Source organism: Caulobacter sp. FV2ps19 (assembly GCF_058681035.1).
Genome location: NZ_CM178729.1, coordinates 2,432,640 through 2,456,821 on the forward strand (window position 1 = coordinate 2,432,640; position 24,182 = coordinate 2,456,821).

Below are 24,182 nucleotides of genomic sequence, written 5' to 3' on the forward strand. Positions count from 1 at the left end.
ATGTATGCTGAAGGTCCGGAATCTTGGGGGACAAGGTCTGTAATTGGCGTATTTCGTCTGCTATCAGGGCCTAGATATCGACCGATCAGGGTAGCTATCCGCCAACCTTCAGGCGCCCGACGCGCAAAGTCAGAAAACCCTGAGTTCGCGCGTGACTGTCACATCGATCTGGTAGCTGTCTTGGCCATGAGATTGGCCACCCAGGAACGCGCCCTTTGGCTGGCGCGGCATGTTCTGCCCCATGAGCCGGCCTTGCGCGCCTGGCTCAGCGGGCGGCCGCTGGCCGGTCTTGAGGTCGATGACATCGTCCAGGAGACCTATGCGATCCTGGCGGGGCTGGAGCGCGTGGACCATGTCCAGACGCCGCGCACCTATATGTTCGAGGTCGCCAAGTCGGTGATCTTGCAGGCGTTGCGCCGTAGCCGCATCGTGGCGTTTGAGGCCCTGGCCGAAGCCGAGGGATTGGAGCCGCCCAGCGGTGAGCCTTCGCCCGAGACCATCGCCGCCGACCGCCAGGAGCTGGGGCGTTTGGCCGCCCTGATCGCTGGCTTGCCAGCCAAGTGCCGCGAGGCCTTCACGCTGCGAAAGGTGCACGGCCTGTCGCAGCGCGACGTCGCCCGCCGCATGGGCATTTCGGAAAACACCGTTGAAAAACACGTCGGCAAGGGCATTGGCGTGCTGATGGATGCAATGGGGCGTGGCGGAAACGGACGCTTCAAGGCATCTAGAGAACGTGACGACAAAGATCAGACCGAACTTGACAGCGACCCCCGACGCCAGCGCCGCCATTGACGCGGTCGCCGCCGGCTGGGCGGCGCGCGCGGATCGCGGCCCCTTGTCGCCCGAGGACCAGAAAGCGCTGGAAGCCTGGGCTGCCGCAGATCCGCGGCGGGCGGGAGCCTATGCCAGGGCCTTGGCTGTCAGCGCTCACGCCGATCGCGCCCGGGGGCTGGGCGAGGCGTTCGCCCCCGACCAGCATCCCGTCGCCCTAGCCGCCGGTCGCCGCAGGTGGCTGGCGACGGGCGGGGCCCTGGCCGCCGCGGCGGTCGTTGGGGTGGCCAGCTATGAGACGCTGAATCTCAGGGGCCGGGTCGTCACCCGCAAGGGCGATATTCGTCGCGCGCCTCTGGCTGATGGCTCGGCGGTCACGCTCAACACCGAGACTGCCATCCGCACGGCGTTCAGCGGCGGGATCCGCCGGGTCGACCTGCTGCGCGGCGAAGCCCTGTTCGATGTGGCCAAGGATCCGGCGCGGCCCTTCGTCGTCGTCGCCGGCCAGGTACGGGTGCGCGCCGTCGGCACCAGCTTCACCGTTCGCACCCGCGACGATGGCCAGATCGACGTTCTGGTGCGCGAAGGCGTGGTCGAGGTCTGGCGCGGCAAGGGCGGGGCGCCCCTTCGCCTGGCCGCCCAGATGGCGACCCAGGTCGCGACCACCGGATCGCTACGGGCCATCCGCGTCGCCGCCTCGGCGGTGGAGAACGCGACGGCCTGGCGCCAGGGGCAGATCGACCTGGACGGCCTGACCCTGGGCGAGGCGGCGGCCGAGTTCGCGCGCTATTCGGATCGTCGCATCGTGGTCGACGATCCCGCCGTGGCCCGCCTGAAGATGACCGGCCTGTTCTCGGCCAGCGATCCCGAGGGTTTCGCCCGCGCGGCCGCCTTGAGCCTGGGCCTGGTCGCCACGTCCCAGGCCGACGGCGTGCGCCTGGCGCGGGCCGCCGCCTCCTGAAGATTTTTCCGGGGCGGCATGGCGGAAGCCGCGCGCCCCGGCATCCAAGCCGATGAGACCCGGCGCAAGGCCGGATCAGTCGGGGGCGACCATGTCGATGACACGCAAACTGAAACTCACCTGCGGCGCGGCCGCTTTGTCGCTGATCTTCGCCTGGCCGGCGGCGGCGCAGCAGCGGACGTTCGACGTTCCCGCCCAGGGCGCGGCCTCAGCGATCTCGGCTTTCGCGCGCCAGGCCGGTCTGCAGGTGGTGGCTCCGGCCGATGGCCTTCAGGGCGTGCGCACCCAGGCCCTGAAGGGCGCACTGGACGCCCGCGTCGCCCTGCGTCAGCTGATCGCCGGCACCGGGCTTGAGATCGCGTCCGATACGGGCGGCGTGATCGTCCTGCGCCGTAGCGCGACCGCGACGACCCCGGGGGCGGACCCGGCAGCGGAAGCCGCCGCGCTCGACACCATCGTGGTCACCGCCCAGAAGCGCGAAGAGTCGGCCCAGAGCGTGCCGATCTCGCTGACCGCCTTCTCCAGTCGGGCGATCGAGACCTATCGTCTGGAAAGCCTGCGCGACATTTCGCGTCTGACCCCCGGGCTGTTGGTCTCGGCCTTCAACCAGAGCAGTCCGACCATCGCCATTCGCGGGGCGACCAACACCTTCACCCAGATCGGCGCCAACAAGCCGGTGGCGGTGGTGGTCGATGACCTGTTCATTCCGCGCAACAGCGCCGCGACCTTCGAGCTCTATGGCCTCAACTCGGTGCAGGTGCTGAAGGGCCCGCAGGGCACGCTGTTTGGCCGCAACGTCACCGGCGGCGCCATCGTGCTCGACACAGGCAAGCCGTCCTTCCGCGATCAGACCGCCTCGGTCCGGATCGGCGGCGGCGACTATGGCCTGCGCCAGGTCGACGGCCTGGTCGATCTGCCGGCCGGCGATCGCCTGGCCTTTCGCCTTGCCGGCTCGCTCAAGGCCCATGACGGCTATGGCAAGGATCGCCTGACCGGCCGTGAGCAGGACGATCTCGACAGTCAGAGCGTTCGCGGTCAGGCCCGCATTCAGGCCCATGACGCGGTGGAAGTGTTGCTGGGCGCGGACTACAGCGACGATCACAATGGCGGCCGGACCCTGTCGTCGAAGGGCGCGGGATCGGACGGCGATCGCCGCACCTCGGAGCTGGGCTATGCTCAGGGCTTCGCACGCAACCAGTTCGGCGCCTCGGCCCGCCTGTACTGGAATGCGCCGGTGGGCCAAGTGACCTCGATCACCGGCTATCGCAAGTCGCAATCGGGCGAAGACTATTCCGGCGTCGGCGCCAGCTATGTCTTCCTGACCGGAACCAACAGTCAGCAGGTCAATCGCGACGTCGACGACGTCGCCTTGCTTTCGCAGGAACTGCGCTATGCCAGCCCCAAATGGGACCGGGGCGACTTCGTGGCCGGGGTCTATCTGGCCGATGAAGACGCCAAGCGGCAGTTGACCACCCGCAGCCTGGCGGCGGTGACCGGCGTGGTCAGCGCCAATGTCCTGACCGACCAGGCGGTGAAGACCCAGAGCTACGGCGTCTTTCTGGACGGCGTGATCCATCTGCCGGCCGCCTTGGACCTGACCCTCGGCGCCCGCTACACCTACGACGAGAAGACCGCCTCGCTGGTGCGGACCGATTTCATCCGCGCGGCCAACAGCTTCGCCGCCCGCGACCTGAAGGCCGACTGGGGCGAGGTGACGCCGCGCGCCGTGCTGACCTGGAAGCCGCGTCCGGACCTGTCGGTCTATGGCAGCGTGACGCGCGGCTATACCGCCGGGGGCTTCAATACCGACGCCGCCACGCGGGCGGCCCTGATCCAGCCCTTCGATCCGGAAACCGTGACCAATTACGAGCTGGGCGTGAAATCGCAGTGGCTGGACAACCGCCTGCGGGTCAACGGCTCGGTCTTCCACATGGACTACAAGGACAAGCAGGAGCTGTTCTTCAACACCCTGACCCGCGTCCTGACCATCACCAACGCTGGTCAGGCGACGGTGGAGGGGGTCGAGCTGGAGGTCAGCTATCGCCCGACCCCCTGGCTGAACCTTATGGGCAGCTACGGCTATCTCGACACCGTCTATGACCGCTTCGTGATCCCGGGCGGCGCGGTCAATACCGGCAATCCTCTGGGCTCGTCACCGCGCAACAAGGGCGCCCTGGCGGCCGATCTGCGCGCGCCTCTGGCTGGCGTCGGCTATCTGATCGGCGCGATCAGCTGGGCCTATACCGACGGCTACTACACCGGCGCGACCAAGGACCAGAACCTCCGCGTCGAGTCCTACGCCCTGACCAATCTGTCGCTGGGCTACGAGACCCGCGACGGCGCCCTGCGCGTGACGGCCTGGGCCAAGAACCTGGGCGATGTCGACTATCTGCTGACCCCCTCGACCCAGGGCGTGCTGGCCGAATATCTGGGCGAGCCCCGCACCTGGGGCCTGATGCTGTCCGCGCGGTTCTAGACGTGGCGCGCGCGTTGGATCGGCGCGGCGTCCTTCTGGGCGCCGCCGCTTTCGGCCTGGCGGCGCGGTCCGCCCGGGCGGCCGACGACGACATCGACGTCGTCGGCCAGCCGCTGCGGCCGTGGCGCGCCGGAGGGCTGGACCTGCACCACATCGCCACCGGTCGCGGCGACTCGACCCTGATCATCGGCCCCGACGGCACCAGCCAGATGATCGACGCAGGCGCTTCGGCGACGCCGCCGCCCGCAGCTCTGGATATCCGTCCGTCGTCGGAGCGTCGGGCGGGCGAGTGGATCGGCCGCTATGCCCGGCGGCATCTGAAAGCCGCCGGAAATCCCGGTCTGGACAGCCTGCTGGTCAGCCATGTGCATCCCGATCATCTGGGCGACGTCACCGAAGCCTCGCCCCTGGGGCCGGGCGGACGCTATCGGTTGACCGGCGTCAGCGACGTGGCTGGCCTGCTGCCGATCGGCGTGATCGTCGACCGGGGCTATCCCGACTACAGCTATCCGCGCCCCTGGGCTGCGCCGTTCGCCCAGAACTACGAAGCCTTCATCCGGTCCCGGGTCGCCGGGGGCGGCAGGGTCGAACGGTTCCGGGTCGGCGCCGTCGATCAGTTCGCCCTGCGCCGGCGCCCCGCCGACTTCCCCACCTTCGCCGTCCGCAATCTCGCGGCCAATGGCGAGGTATGGACAGCGGCGGGAACACAGTCTCGGTTTCCGCTGCTTGAGACACTGGCCCCGGAAGACCTTCCCGACGAGAACGCCTGCTCGACCGCCATCCATCTGCGCTACGGCGCGTTCGACTATTTCGCGGCCGGCGACCTGACCAGCAACAACTTCGATGGCGCGTTGCCGTGGCGCGATGTCGAGACGCCTGCCGCCCAGGCGGCAGGGCCGGTCGAGGTCGCCGTCGCGGCCCATCACGGCATGTTCGACGCCACGGGAGCGGACGTCGTTCGCGCCTTGCGGCCGCGCACCTGGGTGATCCTGGGATGGCACGCGGCTCATCCCAGTCTCTCCACGCTTGAGCGACTGTTCAGCCAGAGGCTTTATGCGGGTCCGCGCGACGTGTTCGCGACAGGTCTCTCGCCCGCGAACGAACTGACCAACAAACGCCTGACCGATCGGATAGGCAGCCGCTCGGGCCATGTGGTGGTGCGGGTTTCACCCGGCGGTGGCGACTATCGCGTGGTGATTACCGACAATAGCGATGAAAGCGATCGGGTGCTCGCCACCTTTGGGCCCTTTCTAGCGGCCCCGTAGATGGCCGGAACGGGTTACCGCGCAGGGGAGGGACATTGGCGCGAGGACGGCGGAAGTCCAGGGTGACGCCGATCCCTTCGTGCCCAAGCCCTTCAACGCACGGGAGCGCCCGTTCTGGGGCTCGCCTTTCGTCAACCTGCGGGGTGAAGCGGCGCAGGCGGTTTCAGCCGGTCGGTATTTCGGCGGCTATGGCCGTCTGGATCATTCGTCGCGAATGGGCGCCGCCGGCGTCGATGTTGAGGGTCAGGAGCCGCCGCTCCGGAGCGCGCGACAGGTTCTCCTGCTGTCGCTCCAGCATGCTGAGGTCCTCGCTGAAGATCTTGCCCTGGCCGTCGCGGATGGTGGCTGTCAGGTCGGCGTCGCCGGCGGCGAAGTTGCGCGCCATGCCCCAGAAGTACCAGTGCGAGGTTTCCGTCTCAGGGGTGATGAAGTCGACGACGATGCTCGAGGCCTTGACCGCCTGATCTGCGTTATAGCCGCCGTGGCCGGCCAGGGCGACGCCGACCTCGATCATCACGTGGCTGGGCAGGGAGAAGCGGCAGATCTGCCAGCGATCGACGATGGCATGCTCGTCCAGCCCCGCGCCACGGAGCGCCATCCGCCAGAATGGCGGCGCGGTTATGGCTTCCATGTGACGGCTGGTGATCACTTCGTCGATCTCGACAGTGGTGTTCACCGGAGCTTCGTCGATCTCCTTTTGCCCGATGCTGCTGGCGTGAACATAGGTCTCGTGGGTCAGGTCCATGAGATTGTCGATCATCAGCCGATAGTCGCAGGCGATGTGATAGAGCCCGCCGCCATAGGCCCAGTCGGGACTATCGGCCCAGGCCAGGGCCGGCAACTTGGCGGGATCGGCCAGGGCGGGGTCCCCCGGCCAGACCCAGACGAATCCGTAGCGCTCGACGGTCGGAAAGGCCCGCGCTGTCGGGAAGCTGGTCACGCGCTGGCCAGGCATGCTGGCCGCCCGCCCGTCGCAGCCAAGCGTGAGGCCGTGATAGCCGCAGACCAGTTGGCCGTCGCGCACGAAGCCCAGAGACAACGGCGCACCGCGGTGTGGGCAGAAATCCTCGAGCGCCGTCGCCTGCTCGTCCCGGCCCCGGAAGAAGACCATGGGTTCGCCGCAGATCTTGCGACCCAGGGGCTTGCCGGCGATCTCCTCGGGCTTGCAGGCTGCGTACCAGGCGTTCCTGGGCCACGTCTTTTTCGATGATGCAGGGTTTTCCGAGGCCATAGTTTCTCTCACGGCGTAGACCTTTCAGGTTTGGACCATCGTTAGCTGCTGTGATCGGCGGCGAGCGCGGCGATGACCTCGGCGGCTTCGGTGAAGGCGGTGTTGGCGGCCGGCACGCCGGCATAGATTGCGGTCTGCATCAGCACCTCCTTGAGCTCGTCCTGGGTGAAACCGCCCTGCTGCAGGCCGGCGCGCACATGCAGGCGAAACTCCTCCCATCGCGCCAGGCTGGCGCAGATGGCCAGGACCAGCAGTCGACGGGTGCGATGGTCAAGGCCAGGACGACCCCAGACTTCGTTCCAGGCGTAGCGGGTGATCATCGCCTGATAGTCGGCGGTGAAGGTCGTGCGCTTGGCCAGCGACTGGTCGACCCAGGCGTCGCCCAGCACCTTGCGGCGATTGATCAGGCCGGCCTCGAACAGGACGTTCGCCGCCTCGCTGACGCTCGGGCCGTTGCGGGTCCTGGCCAGAAAGCCGCGCACCGCGCCGGCGAAGGCGGTGGGGGCCTCCAGGCTGGGCAGGTGGGCGGTGTCGAGCATCGCCGAGATCGCGCCCGGGATGGCCGCCACGATCCGGTCGCTATGCCCCTCGAACGGCGTCGAGACGTCCTTCAGCCCGCCGATCACCAGGGTGGGGGCGGTGACGGCGGAAATCCGCGCGAGGAGGTCCATGTCGCGGATCGCGGCGCCGCAGCCGCTGTAGCCGTCGGGGCTCATGGCCAGCAGGCCGGCGCGCACGGTCTCGACCGTGGCGGGATGCTGGCTCCGGAAGGGCTCGGAGAAGAACCGGCCCAGGGACATCTCGGTGATCGCGGCCAGGCCTTCGGCGCGGACGGTGGCGATGCGGGCGGTCCAGGCCGCGACGTCCATGGCCGCCGAGGTGCAGGCCAGGACGAGACCCTCGACCCGCTCGGGTGCTTTGAGGGCCAAGGCCATGGCGACCATGCCGCCCAGCGAGGTGCCCACGAGGCTGGCCGTGGCCAGGCCCGCCGCGTCCATCGCCGCCAGCACGTCGCCGGCCAGCTGGTCCAGCGTGTAGTCGCCGGCCGGGGCGTCAGATGCGCCATGGCCCCGCGTGTCGACGCGCAGCAGGCGGAAGTCGGCCAGCAGCAGCGGGGCGGCGGCGTCGTACAGCCCCATGTCCGTGCCAATGGAGGTCAGCAGCACCAGGGCCGGCTTGTCGGCTGCGCCGTCCAGCCGCCAGTAGATCCGCGCGCCGTCGTGGTTGGCGAAAGCCATCAGCGATCCTTTTCAAGATGGGTGAGCACGCGGGCGACCAGCGCTTCGGACTCGCCGGTGTCGGTCCCGACGCCGGCGGCGGCGAGATTGGCGGCCATGCGGGCGTTGTCGACCTCCAGCCCCTCGACAACCGGGGCCATGGCCGCCAAGGCGCCGTGGGTGAGCTGGAAGAGGTCGGCCAGCACCGGGCCTTCCGCCTGCCAGCCACCCAGACCGCGTTCGTGTTGCTGGGGCAGGGCCGAAAGGACCGTGGCGGCAAGGTGCGGCGCGCGGATCGCCGCTGTCAGCGCCGTCTGGCAGCCGGTGGGGTTACGCTTGTGAGCCATGGCCGACGAGCCGCCCCGGCCCGCGACGCGCGGCTCGAAGGCTTCGGCAACCTCGTTCTGGGCCAGAAGGGCGACGTCGCCGGCGATCTTGCCGACCGCGCCAGTCAGGATGGCCAGGGCCGAGGCCAGGCCCGCCAAGCCATCGCGGCGGGCGTGCCAGGGCGTGACGGCGGCGGGCAGGCCCAGGATCGTCGCCAGGCGCTCGGTGACCTCGATGGCCTTGCCGTCCAGACCCGCCAGGGATCCGGTGGCGCCGCCCAACTGCAACTGGATGGCGGCGGTCTCGCGCTCGAAGCGGGCGAGGGCGTCGACGACCCCCTGCAGCCAGCCGGCGGTCTTCAGGCCAAAGGTGATCGGCAGGGCGCCTTGCAGCAGGGTGCGACCCAGCATCGGCGTGGCCGCATGGGTCTGGGTCAGGGCGACCAGCGCCGTGACCATTCGCCCGGTCTCCTCGCGGATCAGGGCCACGCCGGCCTGGGCCTGCAGCATCAGGGCGGTGTCGGCCAGGTCCTGGCTGGTGGCGCCCTTGTGGAGCAGGCTTGCGGCGCGGGGCGAGACGGCCGCCAAGCGTTCGCGCAGCAGGGCCACCAGCGGAATGGCCAGGGTTCCCGCATGAGCCGCAGCCTCGGCCAGATCCTCAATATTGGGCAGGGCGACGCAGACCGCCGCTATGGCCTCGGCGTCCTCCGACGCGATCAGGCCCGCCTGGGCCTGGGCCTGGGCTAGACCCGCCTCGAACCGCAGCGCCGCGCGCAGCAGGTTTTCGTCGCCGAAGACCGCCAGCATGGCGTCGGTGGATCCCGCGCGGGCGCGGATCAGGCAGGACAAGGGCGACTCCTCCAAAGACCGTCAGATTTCGAAGAAGACGGTTTCGGCCTCGCCTTGCAAGACGATGTCGAAGCGCCAGGCCTCTCCAACGGGCTTGGCGATCAGGGTGTCTCGGCGTTCGGCCGGAACGAGGACCAGGATCGGGTCGCTGGCATTGGCCGCTTCGCCGTCGAAATAGGCCCGGGTGACCAGGCGCTTGAGTAGCCCGCGACCAAACACGCCGACCGCGATGTGCGGGGCCTGGGCCCCGTCCACCCGGCCCGGGCGGATCGTACGGAAGCGATAGACGCCGTTCTCGTCGGTCGAGGATCGACCAAAGCCGATAAAGCCGGTGTTGCTGCTTCCGTCGCCATAGCGCCCTGCGGCGTCGGCCTGCCAGATCTCGATCATGGCGTCGACGACCGGCGCGCCGGCCGCGTCCAGCACCGCGCCCTCAAGGGTGATGACCTCGCCCTCGATGGCGCTCTTGGGCGAGGGCTGGTTCAGCACATAGTGTTCCTCGGGAAACAACTCCGGCCGGGCGCCGATTTCGGAGACGCCGACCAGGTCCGCGCCGCCCTTCCAGGCCAGGCCGTAGTGGAAGAAGGGCCCCACGGTCTGCCACGGCGTCTGGCCAAACAGGCCGGCGTCCTGGTTGTCGAGGCGTGGGACGGGATTGATCTGCTCAGTCATGGTGATTGTCTTCCATCGGCGTGGCGTCAGGGCCGCGCAGGACCACGTCGAACAGGTAGCCCAGCGCCCAGTTGGGCCGGGTGGTCTCGATGTCGAACCGCGAGACCATGCGCTGGCGGAAGGGCATGGGTACGGCGTTGGCGATGGGGTCGATCTCGATCAGCGGATCGTCCGGGAAGTACATCTGGGTGATCAGGCGCGTGGCGAAGGCCGGGCCTAGCAGCGACAGGTGGATGTGGGAGGGGCGCCACGCGTTCTTGTGGTTACCCCAGGGATAGGCTCCGGGACGCACGGTCACGTACTGGTAGCGGCCCTCGGCGTCGGTGATCACCCGACCCGCGCCGGTGAAGTTGGGATCGTGCGGGGCGTCCCACTGGTCCTTCTTGTGGATGTAGCGACCGGCGGCGTTGGCCTGCCAGATTTCCATCACCGTGTTGGGAACCGGGCGGCCGCGCTCGTCCAGCACCCGGCCGGACACCACGATCCTCTGGCCTTGCGGCATGGCCTTGTGCTGGGTGGTCAGGTCGGCCATGGACCCGCCCATCAGCCGCTCCCAGTTCGCGTTCGGACCAGTGGTCTCGGTCAAGGTCTGGGGGATCTTGATCAAGGGCTGGCGCGGCGAGCGGGCCACGGTCGACCTGTAGTCGGGATAGAGCGACGGCGGCTGACCTTGGTCTTCCCGCGCGAAACCAATCAGGCTGGTCATTGTGGGTTTCCTAGACGCGTTCGAGCGCCAGCGCGGCGCCTTGGCCGACGCCGATGCACAGGGTGGCGAGCGCGCGCCGGCCGCCGGTAGCTTCCAGTTGGCGCAGCGCCGTCAGGGCCAGGCGGGCGCCGGACGCGCCGAGCGGATGGCCCAGGGCTATGGCCCCGCCATTGGGGTTCACGTGCGCCCCGTCGTCGGCCAGACCCAGCTGGCGCAGAACGGCCAGCCCCTGGGCGGCGAAGGCTTCGTTCAGCTCGACCACGTCGAAATCGGTGATCGACAGGCCCGTGCGGGCCATCAGGCGCTGGGTGGCGGGGACTGGACCGATGCCCATGACGCGTGGAGCGACGCCCGCTGTGGCATAGCCCAGGATACGGGCGCGGGGCGTTAGGCCATGGCGCTTGACCGCGTCTTCCGAGGCGATCAGCAGGGCCGCGGCGCCGTCATTGACGCCCGAGGCGTTGCCGGCGGTCACCGTGCCGCCTTCGCGGACGACGGGCTTCAGCTTGGCCAGGGTCTCCAGTGTGGTTTCGCGCGGGTGCTCGTCGCGATCGACGATCGTGGGACCGGCCTTGCCGGGGATCTCGACGGGGGTGATCTCGCCCTCGAAGAAGCCGGCCTTGATGGCGGCGGCGGCGCGCTGCTGGCTGCGCAGGGCGAAGGCGTCCTGATCGGCGCGGTTGACCTGAAAGTCGGCGGCGACGTTCTCGGCGGTCTCCGGCATGGAATCGACGCCATAGGCCTTTTGCATCGCCGGATTGACGAAGCGCCAGCCGATGGTGGTGTCCTCGATCTTGGCCGCGCGCGAGAAGGCGCTGTCGGCCTTGCCCATCACGAAGGGCGCGCGGCTCATGTTCTCGACACCGCCGGCGATCACCAGATCCGCCTGGTCCGAGAGAACGGCGCGGGCGGCGTAGCCGATGGCCTCCAGGCCCGAGGCGCAGAGGCGGTTGACGGTGACGCCCGGCACGCTGTCGGGCAGGCCAGCCAGCAGAGCGGCCATGCGGGCGACGTTGCGGTTGTCCTCGCCGGCCTGGTTGGCGCAACCCAGCACCACCTCGTCCACGGCGCTCCAGTCGAGGCCGGGATTGCGGGCCATCAGGGCCTTGATCGGTATGGCGGCCAGATCGTCGGCGCGGACCTTGGCCAGGCCTCCGCCATAGCGGCCAAACGGGGTGCGGATCCCGTCGCAGATATAGGCGGCGCTCATGCGAACGGCCCGGCGTTGAAGTCGGCTTCCGTCTTGGCCTTGACCTCGTCGAGCGTGACGCCGGGCGCCAGTTCGAGCAGGGTCAGGCCGCCGCCCTTCCTGTCGAGATCAAAGACGCACAGGTCGGTGATCAGCATGTCGACGCAGCCCTGGCCGGTCAGGGGCAGGGCGCAGCGCTTGAGGACCTTGCTCTCGCCGGCCTTGTTGGCGTGGTCCATGACCACGATGACGCGCTTGACGCCGGCCACCAGGTCCATGGCGCCGCCCATGCCCTTGACCATCTTGCCGGGGATCGTCCAGTTGGCGATGTCGCCGTTCTGGGCCACTTCCATGGCTCCCAGCACCGTCAGATCGACATGGCCGCCGCGGATCATCGCGAAGCTCTGGGCGCTGTCAAAGAAGCTGGAGGTCGGCAGTTGGGTGATCGTCTGCTTGCCGGCGTTGATCAGGTCCGGGTCGGCTTCGCCCTCATAGGGGAAGGGGCCCATGCCCAGCATCCCGTTTTCGGATTGCAGGGTGACGTGCACGCCCTCGGGAATGTGGTTGGCCACCAGGGTCGGAATGCCGATGCCCAGGTTCACATAGAAGCCGTCCTGCAGTTCGCGGGCGGCGCGGGCGGCCATCTCGTCGCGGGTCCAGGCCATCAGACGGTCTCTCCAGTCGCTTCACGAGGACGGGTGGTCAGCTTCTCGATGCGTTTTTCGTTGATCGTGCTCAGGACGATGCGGTCGACATAGATGCCCGGGGTGTGGATGCTGTTGGCGTCCAGTTCGCCGGCCTCGACGATTTCCTCGACCTCGACGATGGTGACCTTGCCGGCCGTGGCCATCACCGGGTTGAAGTTGCGAGCGGTCATCCGGAACATCAGGTTGCCCTCGGGATCGGCCTTCCAGGCCTTGACGATGGCGACGTCGGCCCGCAGCCAGGTCTCGCGGACATAGTCATCGCCCTCGAAGCGCTCGACAGGCTTGCCCTCGGCGACCACCGTGCCGACGCCGGTCTTGGTGTAGAAGGCCGGGATGCCCGCGCCGCCGGCCCGGATGCGCTCGGCCAGGGTGCCTTGCGGGTTCAGTTCCAGCTCCAGCTGGCCCGACAGATACAGCTGCTCGAACAGTTTGTTCTCGCCGACATAGCTGCTGATCATCTTCTTGATCTGGCCGTTGTTCAGCAGCTGCCAAAGGCCAAAGCCGTCGGCGCCGCAGTTGTTGCTGATCACCGTCAGGCCCTTGACGCCCGCATCCTTCAAGGCCGGGATCAGGCTTTCGGGATTGCCCGACAAGCCAAAGCCGCCGGACATCAGGGTCATGCCGTCGAAGACGACGCCCTCGAGGGCCGCAGCGGGGCTCGGATAGATCTTGCTCTTCATCTTTGACTCCGGGGCCTCCTAAACGAGCGGAAGGCCGACATAATTTTCGGCCAGCGTCACCTGGGCGGCGCGTGAGCCCTTGATGTAGGCGAGTTCGGCGACCTGCATTTTCCGATCAAAACCGTCCTGGTCGGGGAAGCGGTGGGTCAGGCTGGTGAACCACCAGGAGAAGCGCTCGGCCTTCCAGACCCGGGCCAGGGCGCGGGCCGAATAGCCGTTGATCCCCGCGTCCGAGCCCTGCTGGTAGTGTTCGACCAGGGCTTCGGACAGCATGACCACGTCGGAAGCCGCAAGGTTCAAGCCCTTGGCGCCGGTCGGTGGCACGATGTGAGCCGCGTCGCCGGCCAGGAACAGCCGGCCGTAGCGCATGGGTTCGGTGACGAAGCTGCGCAGCGGGGCGATTGACTTCTCGAACGAGGGGCCGCGCGTCACCTTGGCGCCGGCCTCCGGGCCCAGGCGCAGGCAAAGCTCGTCCCAGAACCGCTCGTCGTTCCAGTCCTCGATCTTCTCATCGAGGCCGCACTGGATGTAGTAGCGGCTACGGGTCGGCGAGCGCATCGAGGCCAGAGCGAAGCCGCGCTCGTGGTTGCTGTAGATCAACTCGTGGTCGCAAGGCGGCACCTCGGCCAGGATGCCCAGCCAGCCGAAGGGATAGACCCGCTCGAAGGTTTTCAGCACCGTCTGCGGGATCGCGGCGCGGCTGACTCCGTGGAAGCCGTCGCAGCCGGCGATGAAGTCGCAGTCCAGCCGCCGCTCGACGCCGTCGTCGCGCCAGGTGACGAACGGGTGGTCGGCGTCGATGTCGTGAAGGCACACATCGTCAGCGTTGAAAATGATCGGCACGCCGCGCGTTTCTGCAGCGTCGAACAGGTCGCGCATCACTTCTTGCTGGCCGTAGACCATGACGGTGGAGCCGCCAGTCAAGGCGGCCATGTCGATGCGGAACAGGTCGCCGTCATTGGCCAGGTTCGTGCCGCCATGCATCAGGCCCTCGCGGCGCATGCGCGCGTCCAGGCCCAGCCGCGCCAGGAGGTCGACAGTGATCTGCTCCAACACGCCGGCGCGAACGCGACCCTCGACATAGTCGCGGTCCCTGCGCTCAAGGATGACGGCCTCGACCCCGGCCTGCTTCAAAAGATGTCCAAGGAGAAGGCCGGCGGGGCCCGCGCCTATGATGGCCACTTGGGCGCGCATCCTGGTGTCCTCACTGCGTCGCTGCCTCGCGACTTACCGCCAAGGCTAGACGGATCTGGCGGCAAGGCGATGGACAGCGGGTCGGAAAAGTTGGACAAAACTCGGAAAGTGCATCGCCCCCTATAAGTGACGAAAAAAGGCCTGCGATGTCTCAGACCGCTCTTGTTCCTAGCTTTTTTCTGTTCGGCGAGGCTCCGAAGGCGGTGGGGCATCGCTTCTTGCATTTGGAAGCATTGGACGATCGCAGTCGCCCCAATGACTGGAATATTCGCGCTCACGCCCATGCCGACCTCAGCCATGTGTTTCATGTCGCCTCCGGCGCTGGCCGGATGAGCATCGATGATGGCGTCATCGCCTTTGAGGCCCCTTGCGCGGTCATCGTTCCGGCCGGTGTGGTGCATGGGTTCAACTGGACGGCCGAGACCGTCGGGTCGGTCCTGACCTTGTCCAAAGCCTATCTCGGCGACCTGGTTCTGCGCGATCACGAGCTGTCGGCCGTTTTTCGCACCGCTCACAGCGTCCCCCTCGGCGATCTTCCTCTGGGCGATCGGCTGGCGGCGCTGGGGCGCGAACTGGTCTGGGAGGCCCCTGGCCACGCCGCCGCCGTCGAGGCCCAACTTCTGGGTCTGCTAGTGGACCTGTTGCGCCGCTCGCGGCACGCGATGCGAGAAGCGCCGACCGTTCTTGGGCCCCAGGCTCAACTCGTTGCGCGGTTTCGCGAAGCCGTCGAACGGCGCTATCGCTCGGCCGCGACCGTGGACGACTATGCCTCGGAGCTGGGCGTGTCTCTCTCACGCCTGCGGGACGCTTGCCTCAAGACCGCCGGCGCGCCGCCCATGCGTCTGATCCAGGATCGCCTGATGCTCGAGGCGCGCCGCGCGTTGCTTTATTCCAACATGACGGTCGCTGAAGTGGCGTTCCATCTGGGTTTCGCCGATCCAGCCTATTTCTCGCGGTTGTTCAGCAAGGCGGCCGGCCAATCGCCGCGCGCCTTCCGCGCTGTGCACACCGGCCTGATTCAGCCCGCCGAGGAAAGGGGCGAAGCCGGCCCCGGACCAGCCTGTCTTTGAGGGCGATAAACGGCCGGGGAGGGTGGCGTGTCCAAGAACAGAACGACCAGGATCGACCGATCAAGCCTGTGAGAAACGTGGCGCGGGCGCGTTGAACAGCTCCGCCGAGTTAGGATCCTTCGGGCGGCGCTACAGGGCGGTTTGCCAGCCAAACGCAGAGTGCGCAGCCGAGCGCCAGCACGGGGGGGAGGGTGAGCAGCACTTGCGCGGGTGAGCGTCCGGTCGCCAGAAGCGCACCGGCCAAGAGCGGTCCCATCGCCGATCCCAGCCGGCCCATAACCACCGCCGCGCCCACCCCGGTCCCGCGCAGCCGCTGGGGGTAGAAGCCCGGCGCCAGGCCGTACACCACCGACTGCACGCCCGACACGGTGGCGCCCAGGGCCGCGCCCACCAGCAGCGATATCATCAGCGAGGCCGGGGCATCGGCCAGCACCAGCACCGAGGCCGCCGCCGCGGCGAAGACGCCGATGATGGTCACAAGTCGCCAGTTGCGCCGGTCCATCAGCCAACCCGCCGCCACGCTGCCTAAGGCGCCCGCCAGGTTGAAGGCCATCTGCACCAGGCCGGCGTCGGGCCGGCTCAGGCCCCGCCCGATCAGCAGCGACGGCAGCCAGCTGAGCAGCAGATACATGATCAGCAGGGCCAGCAAGAAGACGGTCCACAATAGCAGGGTGGTCAGCGCCCGGCCCTCGCCGAAGGCGGCCTCGATGAAGCCGGTGCGCCGCGGCGGGGCGGCGACGTCAGCGACGACCGGCGGCCGGGCGGTGGCGGGCAAGTGGCGGAACGCCGCCAGCAAGATCAGTAGCGGACCCACGCCGCCGATGTAGAAGATCATCCGCCAGTCCGACGGTTCGGCCCCGGCCAGGCTGACCAGGCTGGCCAGGGCGCCGCCGCAGGGCAGGCCCGCATAGAGGAAGCCCACGGCGCGGCTGCGTCTTTGCTCGCCCGCGCTTTCGGCGACAATGGCGATCAGGTTGGGGAGGGCGCCGCCCAGGCCTACGCCGGTCAGGAACCGGGCGGTCAACAGGTGGGCCTCGGTTTGCGCCAGGCCCGTCAGGATCGACAGGATGCCGAACAGGACAACGGACGTCGCCAGAACAGGCTTGCGTCCGAAGCGGTCCGAGAGCCTTCCGCCGATCGCCGCGCCGAACATGAGGCCAAAGGTGCTGACGCTGAAGAACCAGCCCAGCGCCTCGGGGCCAAGCCCCAGGTCGGGAGCCAGGCGCGGCGCTGCCACGCCGGCCGCCTGCAGATCAAAGCCTTCAAACAGGGCCAGGGCGCAACAGGCGATGATCGCCGCCGTCCCTCCTGGAACCCGCACGGCGGATGGGTCGGCCTTGGCCATCTGCTAGTCTCCCTGACGCTGGCGGACTGTTGCCGCCTTAACGTTCCTGTTGCGCCGGTCGGACCCCTTAGGCCCGACCGGCGTCGTCGCGCCAAAGCGTGGCGAAGATCAGTCGACGGTCGGACGCACGTAGCTGGCCAAGCCCGGCTTGTAGGTCTTGTCGTCGATGAACTGCTTGATGCCCTCGATGCGGCCGTCCGATTTGTCGAGATAGTTCAACGACTCTTGCCGGACGACAAGATAGTCCTCGGCTTCGTCATAGGTCATGGTCTGGACGCGGCGAACGGCGTCCTTGGCCGCCTTCAGCGTGGCGGGGTTCTTTTCGAGCAGGATGTCGGCCAGGGCGCGCGTGCGCGAGCGCAGCTGGGCCAAGGGGACGCTCTCATTGACCAGACGGATCTCGGAGGCGCGCTTGCCGTCGATGCGAGCGCCGGTCAGGGTCAGGTACATGGCGTCCCGAGCGCTGACCAGGTCGGTGACCACCTTGGTGGCGCCGCCGCCGGGCAGGATGCCCCAGTTGATCTCCGAGAGGCCAAACTGGGCTTCGTCGGCAGCGATGGCCAGATCGCAGGCGTAGAGCGGGCCGAAGGCGCCGCCGAAGCACCAGCCGTTGACCATGGCGATGGTCGGCTTTTCGAACCAGCGCAGCCGCCGCCACCAGCCGTAGGAGTCGCGCTGGGCCCGCCGAATGGCCATATGGCCCTTGGCCTCGGTTTCGCGGAAATATTCCTTGAGGTCCATGCCGGCCGAGAAGGCGTCGCCTTCGCCGGTCAGCACGAGAACGCCGCAACGCTCATCGATCTCGAGATCATCGAGGACCTGGTGCATGGTGGCGTTCAGGGTTGGGTTCATGCAGTTGCGCTTGTCTGGGCGGTTGAGCGACACCCAGGCCACGCCTTGCTCGAACTCGACCTTCACCACGCCGTTGTAGTCGGACATCTCGTTATTCCTGGACTGATCAGATGGGAAAATGACCGGGCTGGGTCTCGAAGGTGATCCAGCGCAGGTCGGTAAACTCGTTGATTCCGGCCTTGCCGCCGAAGCGACCCCAGCCGCTGGCCTTGACGCCGCCGAACGGCATCTGGGCTTCGTCGTGCACCGTGGGGCCATTGACATGGCAGATGCCCGACTGGATCTGCCTGGCGACCCTCAGGCCGCGGGCGATATCCTTGGTGAAGACGGAGGCCGACAGGCCGTATTCGCTGTCGTTGGCCACGGCGATTGCTTCGGCCTCGTCTTTGACCCGGATGACGCTGACCGATGGACCAAACGACTCCTCGGCGTAGATCTCCATCGCCGAGGTGACGCCGTCCAGGACGACGGCCGACATCAAGACGCCGTCCGCCGCGCCGCCAGCCACCTGACGCGCCCCCTTGGCGATGGCGTCGTCGATCAGGCGCTGGACCTTCTGGGCGGCGGCCTTGTCGACCATGGCGCCAAGCGGGGTCTGGCCTTCGCGCGGATCGCTCGCGACCAGGGTCTTGGCCTTGGCGGCGAACTTGGCGACGAAGGCGTCGGCGACGGCCTCGACCACCACGACCCGCTCCGTCGACATGCAGATCTGCCCCTGGTTCATGAAGGCGCCGAAGGCGGCCGCCTTGACCGCTTCATCCAGGTCGGCGTCGTCCAGGACCAGCAGCGGGGCCTTGCCGCCCAGTTCCAGCAGGACCGGCTTCATGTGCTCGGCGCCCAGCCGGGCGATGATCTTGCCGACCTTGGTGGAGCCGGTGAAATTGATCCGCTTGACCGCCGGATCGGCGATCAGCGCTTCGACGACCGCCGCGGCGTCGGCGGGAGCGTTGGTGATGGCGTTGACGACGCCCGGCGGCAGGCCAGCTTCCTGGAAGGCCTGAGCGATCAGGGCGTGGGTGCGTGGACAGATCTCGGAGGCTTTCAGCACCACCGTGTTGCCGCAGGCCAGGGGCGTGGCGACCGCGCGCACGCCCAGGATCACCGGCGCGTTCCACGGGGCGATCCCCACCACCACGCCGGCGGCCTGGCGCACGGCCATAGCGACGCAGCCGGGCTTGTCGGAGGGGATGACCTCGCCGCTGATCTGAGTGGTCATGGCGGCCGCCTCGCGGATCATGCCGGCGGCCAGCATGACATTGAAACGGGCCCAGCCCTCGGTGGCGCCGATTTCGTCGCGCATGGCGACCACGAAGGCGTCGGCCAGGCCTTCAAGCCGCTCTGCGGCTTTCGACAGCAGGGCGCGGCGGGCGTTGGGGCCCGTCTGCGACCAGGCGGGGAAGGCGGCCGCCGCCGCCGCGACGGCGGATCGGGCGTCGTCGGGACTGGCGGCGGCGGCGCGGGTGGCCACGGCGCCGGTGATCGGATCGAGGCGATCGAACGTTGCGCCATTAAGGGCAGGGCGGGTCTGATTGTCGATCAGCAGAAGGATTTGGGCTACGTCGGCCATGGTCTAGACTGCGACTCCTGGGGTCCCTGAGTCCGGGCTCTCGGGCTCGGTTGATGATTGATATGTGCCATAACAATTTTTGTATGTCACTGACTGTCTTCGCTCTCTCGAACGGTTGTTTGGGCGCGGGACGTGAAGGCTGGCTGGAGATTTGTGAATGAGTGTTGGCGTGCCGCGGCCTGAGCCGACCCCGCCGGGCGTTTCGCTTGGCGGACTCGAGACCCAGGTTGGCTTCCTGCTGCGTCTGGCCCAGGTCGCGGTCTTCAAGGACCTGATCGCCGCGTTGAAGCCTTTCGACCTGCGCCCCACCGACTTCTCGGTGTTGCTGGTGATCGACGCCAGCCCGGGTCTCAAGCAGCAGGCCGTGGGCGAAGCCCTGCGGATCCAGCGTCCAAACCTGGTGACCATCCTCGATCAGCTCCAGGGTCGGGGCCTGGTGCGCCGCGGGGCGGTGCCCGGCGATCGACGCTCCTACGCCCTGACCCTGACGCCGGAAGGTGAAGCGCTGTTGGTCAGGGCCCGGGCGGCCCACGGTCGCCATGATCGCAAGGTCTCCGCGGCTTTGACGGGCCTGGACCGGGCCGCGCTCATTGACGCCCTGGAGCGGATCGCGGCGATCTAACGAGGGTCGTTGGGGGTTGACGTATGTTCCATAACAATTAGTTCTGCTGCCAAGGACGCCGGGGCGATGGTCGCCGTTAGGACGTTCGTCAGGGAGGCGGCTGGTCGGCCGCGGCGGACATGGACCATGACCGGGTCGCCCCCGAAGACGACCGCGACTCCGTCGCGATTCACGCTGCGACGACGCCGGACCGCCTGGCCTGCCTTGACCTGGGGACGGGCGTTCGCCTGACCTATGGTCAATTCGACGCCCGTATCGATCGCTGCGCGGCCTGGCTGGAAGCGCGGCTGGTGGAACCTCGTGGCGAGCGGGTGGCGGTGCTGGCGCGCAATAGCGCCGATGTCCTGGTGATCCACTTCGCCTGCAATCGGATCGGCGCCGTCTTCGTGCCGCTCAACTGGCGCCTGCCCGGACCCGAGTTGGCGGTGTTGGTCGAGGACGCCACGCCGCGTCTGTTGATCCTTGAGCGCGAGTTCGAGTCCGCCCTGCCGGCCTTGCAGCGGTTCAACCTGGATCAAGTGGTCCTGGACGAAGGGTTCGCCGACCTGCTGGCTGCGGCCCCGGCGCGTCCGACACGCCCGGCGCCGGTCGCGACCGATGATCCGGCCATCCTGCTCTACACCTCTGGTACGACGGGCAAGCCCAAGGGGGTGATGATTTCGCCCAGTAACGTCCATCATTCGGCGGCCAACTATGCGGCCGCGGCCAGGGTGGGACCTGAGGTCGTCTTTCTGTGCGACACGCCGATGTTCCATACGGTGGGGCTGATCGCCATTTCACGCACCACCTTACAAGTCGGCGGCGTTCTGCTGATCTCGCGGATTTTTGACCCGGCCCTGACCGTGCGGCGGCTGGCCGATCCGGCGCTGGGGGTCACCCACTATTTCTGCGTGCCGCAGATGGCCCAGATGCTGCGTGAGACTCCTGACTACGCTGAAGCCGACCTGTCGGGTCTCACCGCCCTGTGCACCGGCGGCGCCCCGATCGCCCCGGCCACCATCCATCGCTGGCTGGACGACGGGGTGATGATCATCGACGGCTACGGCATGAGTGAGGCGGGCACCGTGCTGGGCATGCCGGTGGGCGACCTCTCCACGCCGCGCGCCAAGGCCGGGTCGGCGGGCGTGCCGGCGCCGGGCGTGGCGCTGCGGTTGGTCGATCGCGAGGGGCGCGACGTTTCCGAGGGAGAGGTCGGCGAGATCTGGCTGAAGGGCGCCAACGTCACCGCAGGCTATTGGAACAAGCCGGAGGCGACGGCCCAGGCCTTCGAGGCGGGCTGGCTGAAGACCGGCGACGCGGCCCGCCGCGACGCCGACGGCTTCTACTATCTCGTCGATCGCTGGAAGGACATGTTCATTTCCGGCGGAGAGAACGTCTATCCCGCCGAGGTCGAGGCGGCGATCCTGGAGTTGGACGCGGTGTCGGAAGTCGCCGTCATCGGTGTTCCCGATCCGCGTTGGGGCGAGGTGGGCGTCGCCTATGTCACGCCCAAGGCCGGCTCGGACCTGACGTCGGAGGCCGTCCTGGTCCATTGCCGGGCGCGCATCGCCAGCTTCAAGGCGCCCCGTCAGGTCGTTCTGGCCGCCGATGGCCTGCCGCGCACCGGCTCGGGCAAGGTGCGCAAGGATGTTCTGCGGGCCTGGCGGGACGCGGCGACCGGTTCTCTGGCGTCATGAGCCGGATCGCTTGAGGCCAGGCCGCCGCGGCGGCCTGAGCGGGCAGGGCGACCGGCGACCCCGGATCGGGGCCGCCGGCGTCCTTGGGCTTCCAGCGCGCTCTAGAACTTTCGGCCCAGGCTGAGGCCCCATTCGCGCGGACGGCCGAAGCTGGCTTCCTTCAGACCAAAGCCGCTGGAGGCGTTGCCCGACACCATGTAGCGCTCGTCTGACAGGTTGGAGCCGAACAAGGCCACCTGCCAAAGCTGGTCGGCCGAGGTGTAACCAATGCGCGCGCCGAACAGATCGTAACCGGACTGGGTCAGGTCGGGATCGTTGGCCACGTCATTATAGATCGTGCTGTAGTGGGTCCAATCGACGCGGGCGATCATGCGGCCGCCGATCGACAGCTCGCGGGCGTATTCGACCCCGCCATTGGCTGTCCATTTGGGAGCCTTGACGAAGTGGGTGGCCACGGTGATCGGCAGCACCTGGCCGGCGGCCAGGCCCGAGCCGACCTCGGTGTATTTGGCGTCCATATAGCCGCCGCCGAAATTGAAGCTCCAGTTGGTCGTCGGACGGGCCTGGAGTTCCAGTTCGACACCCTTGACCTCACCCGCCGCGGCGTTGGCCACGAAGTTGCGCGGCGTCTGGTTCACCGTCACCTGGATGTCCTGGTAATCGCTGAAATAGGCGGCCAGGTTGACGATCAGGCGACGGTCGAACCAGGAGGTCTTGGTTCCGGCCTCATAGGTCAGCAGAGTCTCGGGCTGGTACTCGGTGACCTCAGTGGCGTCGTTCAGCGGTCGGGCGTTGAAGCCGCCGCTCTTGAAGCCCTTGCCGGCCGAAGCATAGATCAGCACGTCTGGCGTGGCCTTGAATTCCAGGCCCAGCTTCGGCGTGAACGAGTCCCACGAACCGCCCTTGCCCAACTTTGCGATGATCCCGCCGTCGCGGATGCGGCGGTGGTCGAGAACATAGTCCTTCTCGTCGCGGTTTACCCGCGCGCCGACCGTGGCGCTGAGCCGGTCGGTAAGGCTGTAGCTGCCCTGTGCGAACAGGGCGTAGGTGGTGCTGGTCACCTTGGTATAGACCGCCGCCGACGGGCTGTAAGGCGGCGGCGAGGCGCCGGGGGCCAGGCCCAGGGCCAGCTTGGCGAAGCCGGAATCCGTGCCGCGTTCCCGGAACGCATAGGCTCCGGTCACCCAGGTCAGCTTGTCGTCGAACGACTGGCCGCTGAACTGGAATTCCTGGCTGTATTGCGCCTGGACGTCGTGGTTGAAGGTTTCGCGGAAGGTGAAGGGCGTGTTGTCGCCGTCGCGTGCGAAGGTGGCCTTCAGGCCGCGCACGGCGGTGATGCTCTTGAACGTGACGGCTCCAAGCTCCCAGTTGACAGTCGCCGAGGTCCCCCACAGGTCCAGGTCATTGACGTTGGGTCCTGTGCCATAGGTCGTGTACGGATCATTGGTCAGGAACGAGGTGTTGAGGGTCTTGGCGCCGTTGGGGGCGGTGATCCCAAGACCCGGCGCGATATAGGTGTTGAAGTTGCCCATGAACGGACCGACGGCGAAACCGGGGACGGCGCCGATCACCAACAGCTTCTGCGGCGCGGAATGTTCGCGGGCGCGGGTGTAGTCCGCCGACAGGTCGACGACGACGTTGTCGGAGGCTTGCCAGCGCAACTGGGCCCGGGCCGCCGTGGCGTTGCGGTCGCCCAGGTCTTCGCCGGTCAGCAGGCGCTTGCCGTAGCCGTCGCGGGTCAGCCGGGCGGCCGACAGGCGCAAGGCGACCTTGTCGCTTAGCGGGACGTCGACATGGCCCTTGATGTCGCGCCGGTTCAGGCTGCCGACCGTACCTTCGATCTTGCCGCCGAAGACGTCGCCAGGCTGGGCCGTTGAAATCACGACCGCGCCCCCGATGGTGTTCTTGCCAAACAGCGTGCCTTGCGGACCGCGCAGCACTTCGATCCGGCTGACGTCGAACGCGTCCATCGTGCCGCCGATCGAGCGGGCATAGTAGACACCGTCGACATAGACGCCCACGCCGGGGTCGCTGAAGATCGCAAAGTCGTTCTGGCCGACGCCCCGGATGAAGACCGTGGCGTTGTAGTTGCCGCCGCTCAGGGCTGCGGCCCCATCGAAGCGGATGCTGGGCGCGAACTTGGCGATCTGGTCGACGCTCTCGACCCCGCGCGCCTGCAGGGCGTCGCCCGACAGGGCGGTGACGGCCACCGGGGCATCCTGCAACCGTTCCTCACGGCGGCGGGCCGTGACCACGACCTCCTCGATCTGAGCGATCGGCTGCTGGGCTTGGGCGTTTGCGGGCGTGGCCGCTCCTTGCAGGGCGACGGCGCTGACGCTCAGCAATCCGCCGGCCAGCAGGCGATAGTTCCTGTTGCTGGACATTCATTTCCTCCCGCAGGCCGTTGCCTTGTTCCCGTTGATCGGGATTGGTCGCTGTAGATTCTATTATGCCTGCTAACTATTATTTATACTTCGCATCATCGATCGTGCAATGGCGTCGAGGCGGGAGGCAGAGCGTTCGGAGAACGGTGTTGCCTTAGAAGCACGGCGCTGGACGGCGCGCCTTGACACACGCTGGAGGTTTGCCCTGTGCTGCACACAATGGTGCAGGTTGACGAAGCGCTCCTTCAGTTTTTTTTGCAGGGGCGAGGCCTGATAGGGACCCAGTTGCGCGGCGGCCTCACGAACCAACGGCCCCAACCTATCGCGAGCCCTTGAAGGGCCTGTGCAGAGAATAGCGGGCCCAGTTCGCGCCGGACCCGCAGCGCCAGCGAGGTCTCGTCGCGGAGGATCTGGAGGTCTGT

General features: G+C 67.7%; 20 protein-coding genes. 7 read left to right on the forward strand and 13 right to left on the reverse strand.

The window, feature by feature from the left end; translation table 11 throughout:
- Positions 1-252: 252 nt before the first annotated feature.
- From ACW18B_RS11565 to ACW18B_RS11580, 4 genes are all read left to right on the forward strand, one after another.
- On the forward strand, positions 253-792 hold the full coding sequence (locus ACW18B_RS11565; protein WP_492047199.1) for an RNA polymerase sigma factor: 540 nt from the start codon (positions 253-255) through the stop codon (positions 790-792).
- Positions 758-1,732, forward strand: a complete 975-nt coding sequence (locus ACW18B_RS11570; RefSeq protein ID WP_492047200.1) for a FecR family protein — start codon at positions 758-760, stop codon at positions 1,730-1,732. Before ACW18B_RS11565 ends, ACW18B_RS11570 begins: the two co-directional genes overlap by 35 nt.
- A gap of 91 nt (positions 1,733-1,823) precedes the next feature.
- Positions 1,824-4,208 carry a TonB-dependent receptor gene (locus ACW18B_RS11575; protein ID WP_492047201.1) on the forward strand — a complete coding sequence of 795 codons (2,385 nt, stop codon included), beginning with the start codon at positions 1,824-1,826 and terminating at the stop codon, positions 4,206-4,208.
- Between the two features lie 2 nt (positions 4,209-4,210).
- A complete protein-coding gene (locus ACW18B_RS11580) occupies positions 4,211-5,473 on the forward strand; it encodes a ComEC/Rec2 family competence protein (RefSeq protein WP_492047202.1) in 1,263 nt (420 codons plus the stop codon).
- A 163-nt stretch (positions 5,474-5,636) separates the two neighbouring features.
- Here the strand turns inward: ACW18B_RS11580 and ACW18B_RS11585 are convergent, their stop codons facing one another.
- Genes ACW18B_RS11585 through pobA form a run of 9 tightly spaced genes read right to left on the reverse strand, consistent with a single transcriptional unit; the run spans position 5,637 to position 14,244 of the window.
- A complete protein-coding gene (locus ACW18B_RS11585) occupies positions 5,637-6,704 on the reverse strand; it encodes a Rieske 2Fe-2S domain-containing protein (RefSeq protein WP_492047203.1) in 1,068 nt (355 codons plus the stop codon).
- Positions 6,705-6,745: 41 nt separating this feature from the next.
- Complete coding sequence (pcaDC, locus tag ACW18B_RS11590; protein ID WP_492047204.1) at positions 6,746-7,942, reverse strand: bifunctional 3-oxoadipate enol-lactonase/4-carboxymuconolactone decarboxylase PcaDC; 1,197 nt, start codon at positions 7,940-7,942, stop codon at positions 6,746-6,748.
- Positions 7,942-9,096 (reverse strand): 3-carboxy-cis,cis-muconate cycloisomerase, encoded by a 1,155-nt coding sequence (pcaB, locus tag ACW18B_RS11595; protein ID WP_492047205.1) that lies wholly within the window; start codon positions 9,094-9,096, stop codon positions 7,942-7,944. Before pcaB ends, pcaDC begins: the two co-directional genes overlap by 1 nt.
- Positions 9,097-9,117: 21 nt before the next feature.
- A complete protein-coding gene (gene pcaG / locus ACW18B_RS11600; RefSeq protein WP_492047206.1) occupies positions 9,118-9,768 on the reverse strand; it encodes a protocatechuate 3,4-dioxygenase subunit alpha in 651 nt (216 codons plus the stop codon).
- Positions 9,761-10,474 carry a protocatechuate 3,4-dioxygenase subunit beta gene (pcaH, locus tag ACW18B_RS11605; protein WP_492047207.1) on the reverse strand — a complete coding sequence of 238 codons (714 nt, stop codon included), beginning with the start codon at positions 10,472-10,474 and terminating at the stop codon, positions 9,761-9,763. The genes pcaG and pcaH overlap by 8 nt, the downstream gene beginning before the upstream one ends.
- A gap of 10 nt (positions 10,475-10,484) precedes the next feature.
- The gene (gene pcaF / locus ACW18B_RS11610; RefSeq protein ID WP_492047208.1) at positions 10,485-11,684 is read right to left on the reverse strand and encodes a 3-oxoadipyl-CoA thiolase; all 1,200 of its coding nucleotides are present in this window, start codon (positions 11,682-11,684) and stop codon (positions 10,485-10,487) included.
- Positions 11,681-12,328, reverse strand: a complete 648-nt coding sequence (locus tag ACW18B_RS11615; RefSeq protein WP_492047209.1) for a CoA transferase subunit B — start codon at positions 12,326-12,328, stop codon at positions 11,681-11,683. The genes pcaF and ACW18B_RS11615 overlap by 4 nt, the downstream gene beginning before the upstream one ends.
- Positions 12,328-13,050, reverse strand: coding sequence for a CoA transferase subunit A (locus ACW18B_RS11620; RefSeq protein WP_492047210.1), 723 nt, complete (start codon positions 13,048-13,050; stop codon positions 12,328-12,330). The genes ACW18B_RS11615 and ACW18B_RS11620 overlap by 1 nt, the downstream gene beginning before the upstream one ends.
- Positions 13,051-13,068: 18 nt before the next feature.
- Positions 13,069-14,244: a 4-hydroxybenzoate 3-monooxygenase gene (pobA, locus tag ACW18B_RS11625; protein WP_492047211.1), complete on the reverse strand. Its 1,176-nt coding sequence runs from the start codon at positions 14,242-14,244 to the stop codon at positions 13,069-13,071.
- A gap of 218 nt (positions 14,245-14,462) precedes the next feature.
- On the opposite strand from pobA, the gene ACW18B_RS11630 reads away from it, so the two are divergent.
- Positions 14,463-15,314 (forward strand): helix-turn-helix domain-containing protein, encoded by an 852-nt coding sequence (locus tag ACW18B_RS11630; RefSeq protein WP_492047212.1) that lies wholly within the window; start codon positions 14,463-14,465, stop codon positions 15,312-15,314.
- 109 nt (positions 15,315-15,423) lie between these two features.
- Here the strand turns inward: ACW18B_RS11630 and mhpT are convergent, their stop codons facing one another.
- From mhpT to ACW18B_RS11645, 3 genes are all read right to left on the reverse strand, one after another.
- Positions 15,424-16,659, reverse strand: a complete 1,236-nt coding sequence (mhpT, locus tag ACW18B_RS11635) for a 3-(3-hydroxy-phenyl)propionate transporter MhpT (protein WP_492047213.1) — start codon at positions 16,657-16,659, stop codon at positions 15,424-15,426.
- A gap of 108 nt (positions 16,660-16,767) precedes the next feature.
- Complete coding sequence (locus ACW18B_RS11640) at positions 16,768-17,598, reverse strand: p-hydroxycinnamoyl CoA hydratase/lyase (RefSeq protein ID WP_492047214.1); 831 nt, start codon at positions 17,596-17,598, stop codon at positions 16,768-16,770.
- Between the two features lie 19 nt (positions 17,599-17,617).
- The gene (locus ACW18B_RS11645; protein WP_492047215.1) at positions 17,618-19,078 is read right to left on the reverse strand and encodes an aldehyde dehydrogenase; all 1,461 of its coding nucleotides are present in this window, start codon (positions 19,076-19,078) and stop codon (positions 17,618-17,620) included.
- A gap of 157 nt (positions 19,079-19,235) precedes the next feature.
- Between ACW18B_RS11645 and ACW18B_RS11650 the strand changes: the two genes are divergently transcribed.
- Both ACW18B_RS11650 and ACW18B_RS11655 read left to right on the forward strand, forming a co-directional pair.
- Positions 19,236-19,700 (forward strand): MarR family winged helix-turn-helix transcriptional regulator, encoded by a 465-nt coding sequence (locus ACW18B_RS11650; protein WP_492047216.1) that lies wholly within the window; start codon positions 19,236-19,238, stop codon positions 19,698-19,700.
- 119 nt (positions 19,701-19,819) lie between these two features.
- Positions 19,820-21,376: an AMP-binding protein gene (locus ACW18B_RS11655; RefSeq protein WP_492047217.1), complete on the forward strand. Its 1,557-nt coding sequence runs from the start codon at positions 19,820-19,822 to the stop codon at positions 21,374-21,376.
- Positions 21,377-21,477: 101 nt separating this feature from the next.
- Here the strand turns inward: ACW18B_RS11655 and ACW18B_RS11660 are convergent, their stop codons facing one another.
- Entirely contained in the window at positions 21,478-23,760 is a 2,283-nt protein-coding gene (locus tag ACW18B_RS11660) for a TonB-dependent receptor (RefSeq protein ID WP_492047218.1), read from the reverse strand.
- Positions 23,761-24,182 lie beyond the last annotated feature (422 nt).

Excerpts from the sequence above, each read along its gene's own strand:
- ACW18B_RS11640 (WP_492047214.1), bottom strand. The coding sequence starts at position 17,598 with ATGTCCGACTACAACGGCGTGGTGAAGGTCGAGTTCGAGCAAGGCGTG.
- ACW18B_RS11615 (WP_492047209.1), bottom strand. The coding sequence starts at position 12,328 with ATGGCCTGGACCCGCGACGAGATGGCCGCCCGCGCCGCCCGCGAACTG.
- pcaG (WP_492047206.1), bottom strand. The coding sequence starts at position 9,768 with ATGACTGAGCAGATCAATCCCGTCCCACGCCTCGACAACCAGGACGCC.
- pcaH (WP_492047207.1), bottom strand. The coding sequence starts at position 10,474 with ATGACCAGCCTGATTGGTTTCGCGCGGGAAGACCAAGGTCAGCCGCCG.
- pcaDC (WP_492047204.1), bottom strand. The coding sequence starts at position 7,942 with ATGGCTTTCGCCAACCACGACGGCGCGCGGATCTACTGGCGGCTGGAC.
- ACW18B_RS11655 (WP_492047217.1), top strand. The coding sequence starts at position 19,820 with ATGGACCATGACCGGGTCGCCCCCGAAGACGACCGCGACTCCGTCGCG.
- pcaF (WP_492047208.1), bottom strand. The coding sequence starts at position 11,684 with ATGAGCGCCGCCTATATCTGCGACGGGATCCGCACCCCGTTTGGCCGC.
- ACW18B_RS11585 (WP_492047203.1), bottom strand. The coding sequence starts at position 6,704 with ATGGCCTCGGAAAACCCTGCATCATCGAAAAAGACGTGGCCCAGGAAC.
- mhpT (WP_492047213.1), bottom strand. The coding sequence starts at position 16,659 with ATGGCCAAGGCCGACCCATCCGCCGTGCGGGTTCCAGGAGGGACGGCG.
- ACW18B_RS11620 (WP_492047210.1), bottom strand. The coding sequence starts at position 13,050 with ATGAAGAGCAAGATCTATCCGAGCCCCGCTGCGGCCCTCGAGGGCGTC.
- pobA (WP_492047211.1), bottom strand. The coding sequence starts at position 14,244 with ATGCGCGCCCAAGTGGCCATCATAGGCGCGGGCCCCGCCGGCCTTCTC.
- ACW18B_RS11645 (WP_492047215.1), bottom strand. The coding sequence starts at position 19,078 with ATGGCCGACGTAGCCCAAATCCTTCTGCTGATCGACAATCAGACCCGC.
- ACW18B_RS11660 (WP_492047218.1), bottom strand. The coding sequence starts at position 23,760 with ATGTCCAGCAACAGGAACTATCGCCTGCTGGCCGGCGGATTGCTGAGC.
- ACW18B_RS11650 (WP_492047216.1), top strand. The coding sequence starts at position 19,236 with ATGAGTGTTGGCGTGCCGCGGCCTGAGCCGACCCCGCCGGGCGTTTCG.
- ACW18B_RS11575 (WP_492047201.1), top strand. The coding sequence starts at position 1,824 with ATGTCGATGACACGCAAACTGAAACTCACCTGCGGCGCGGCCGCTTTG.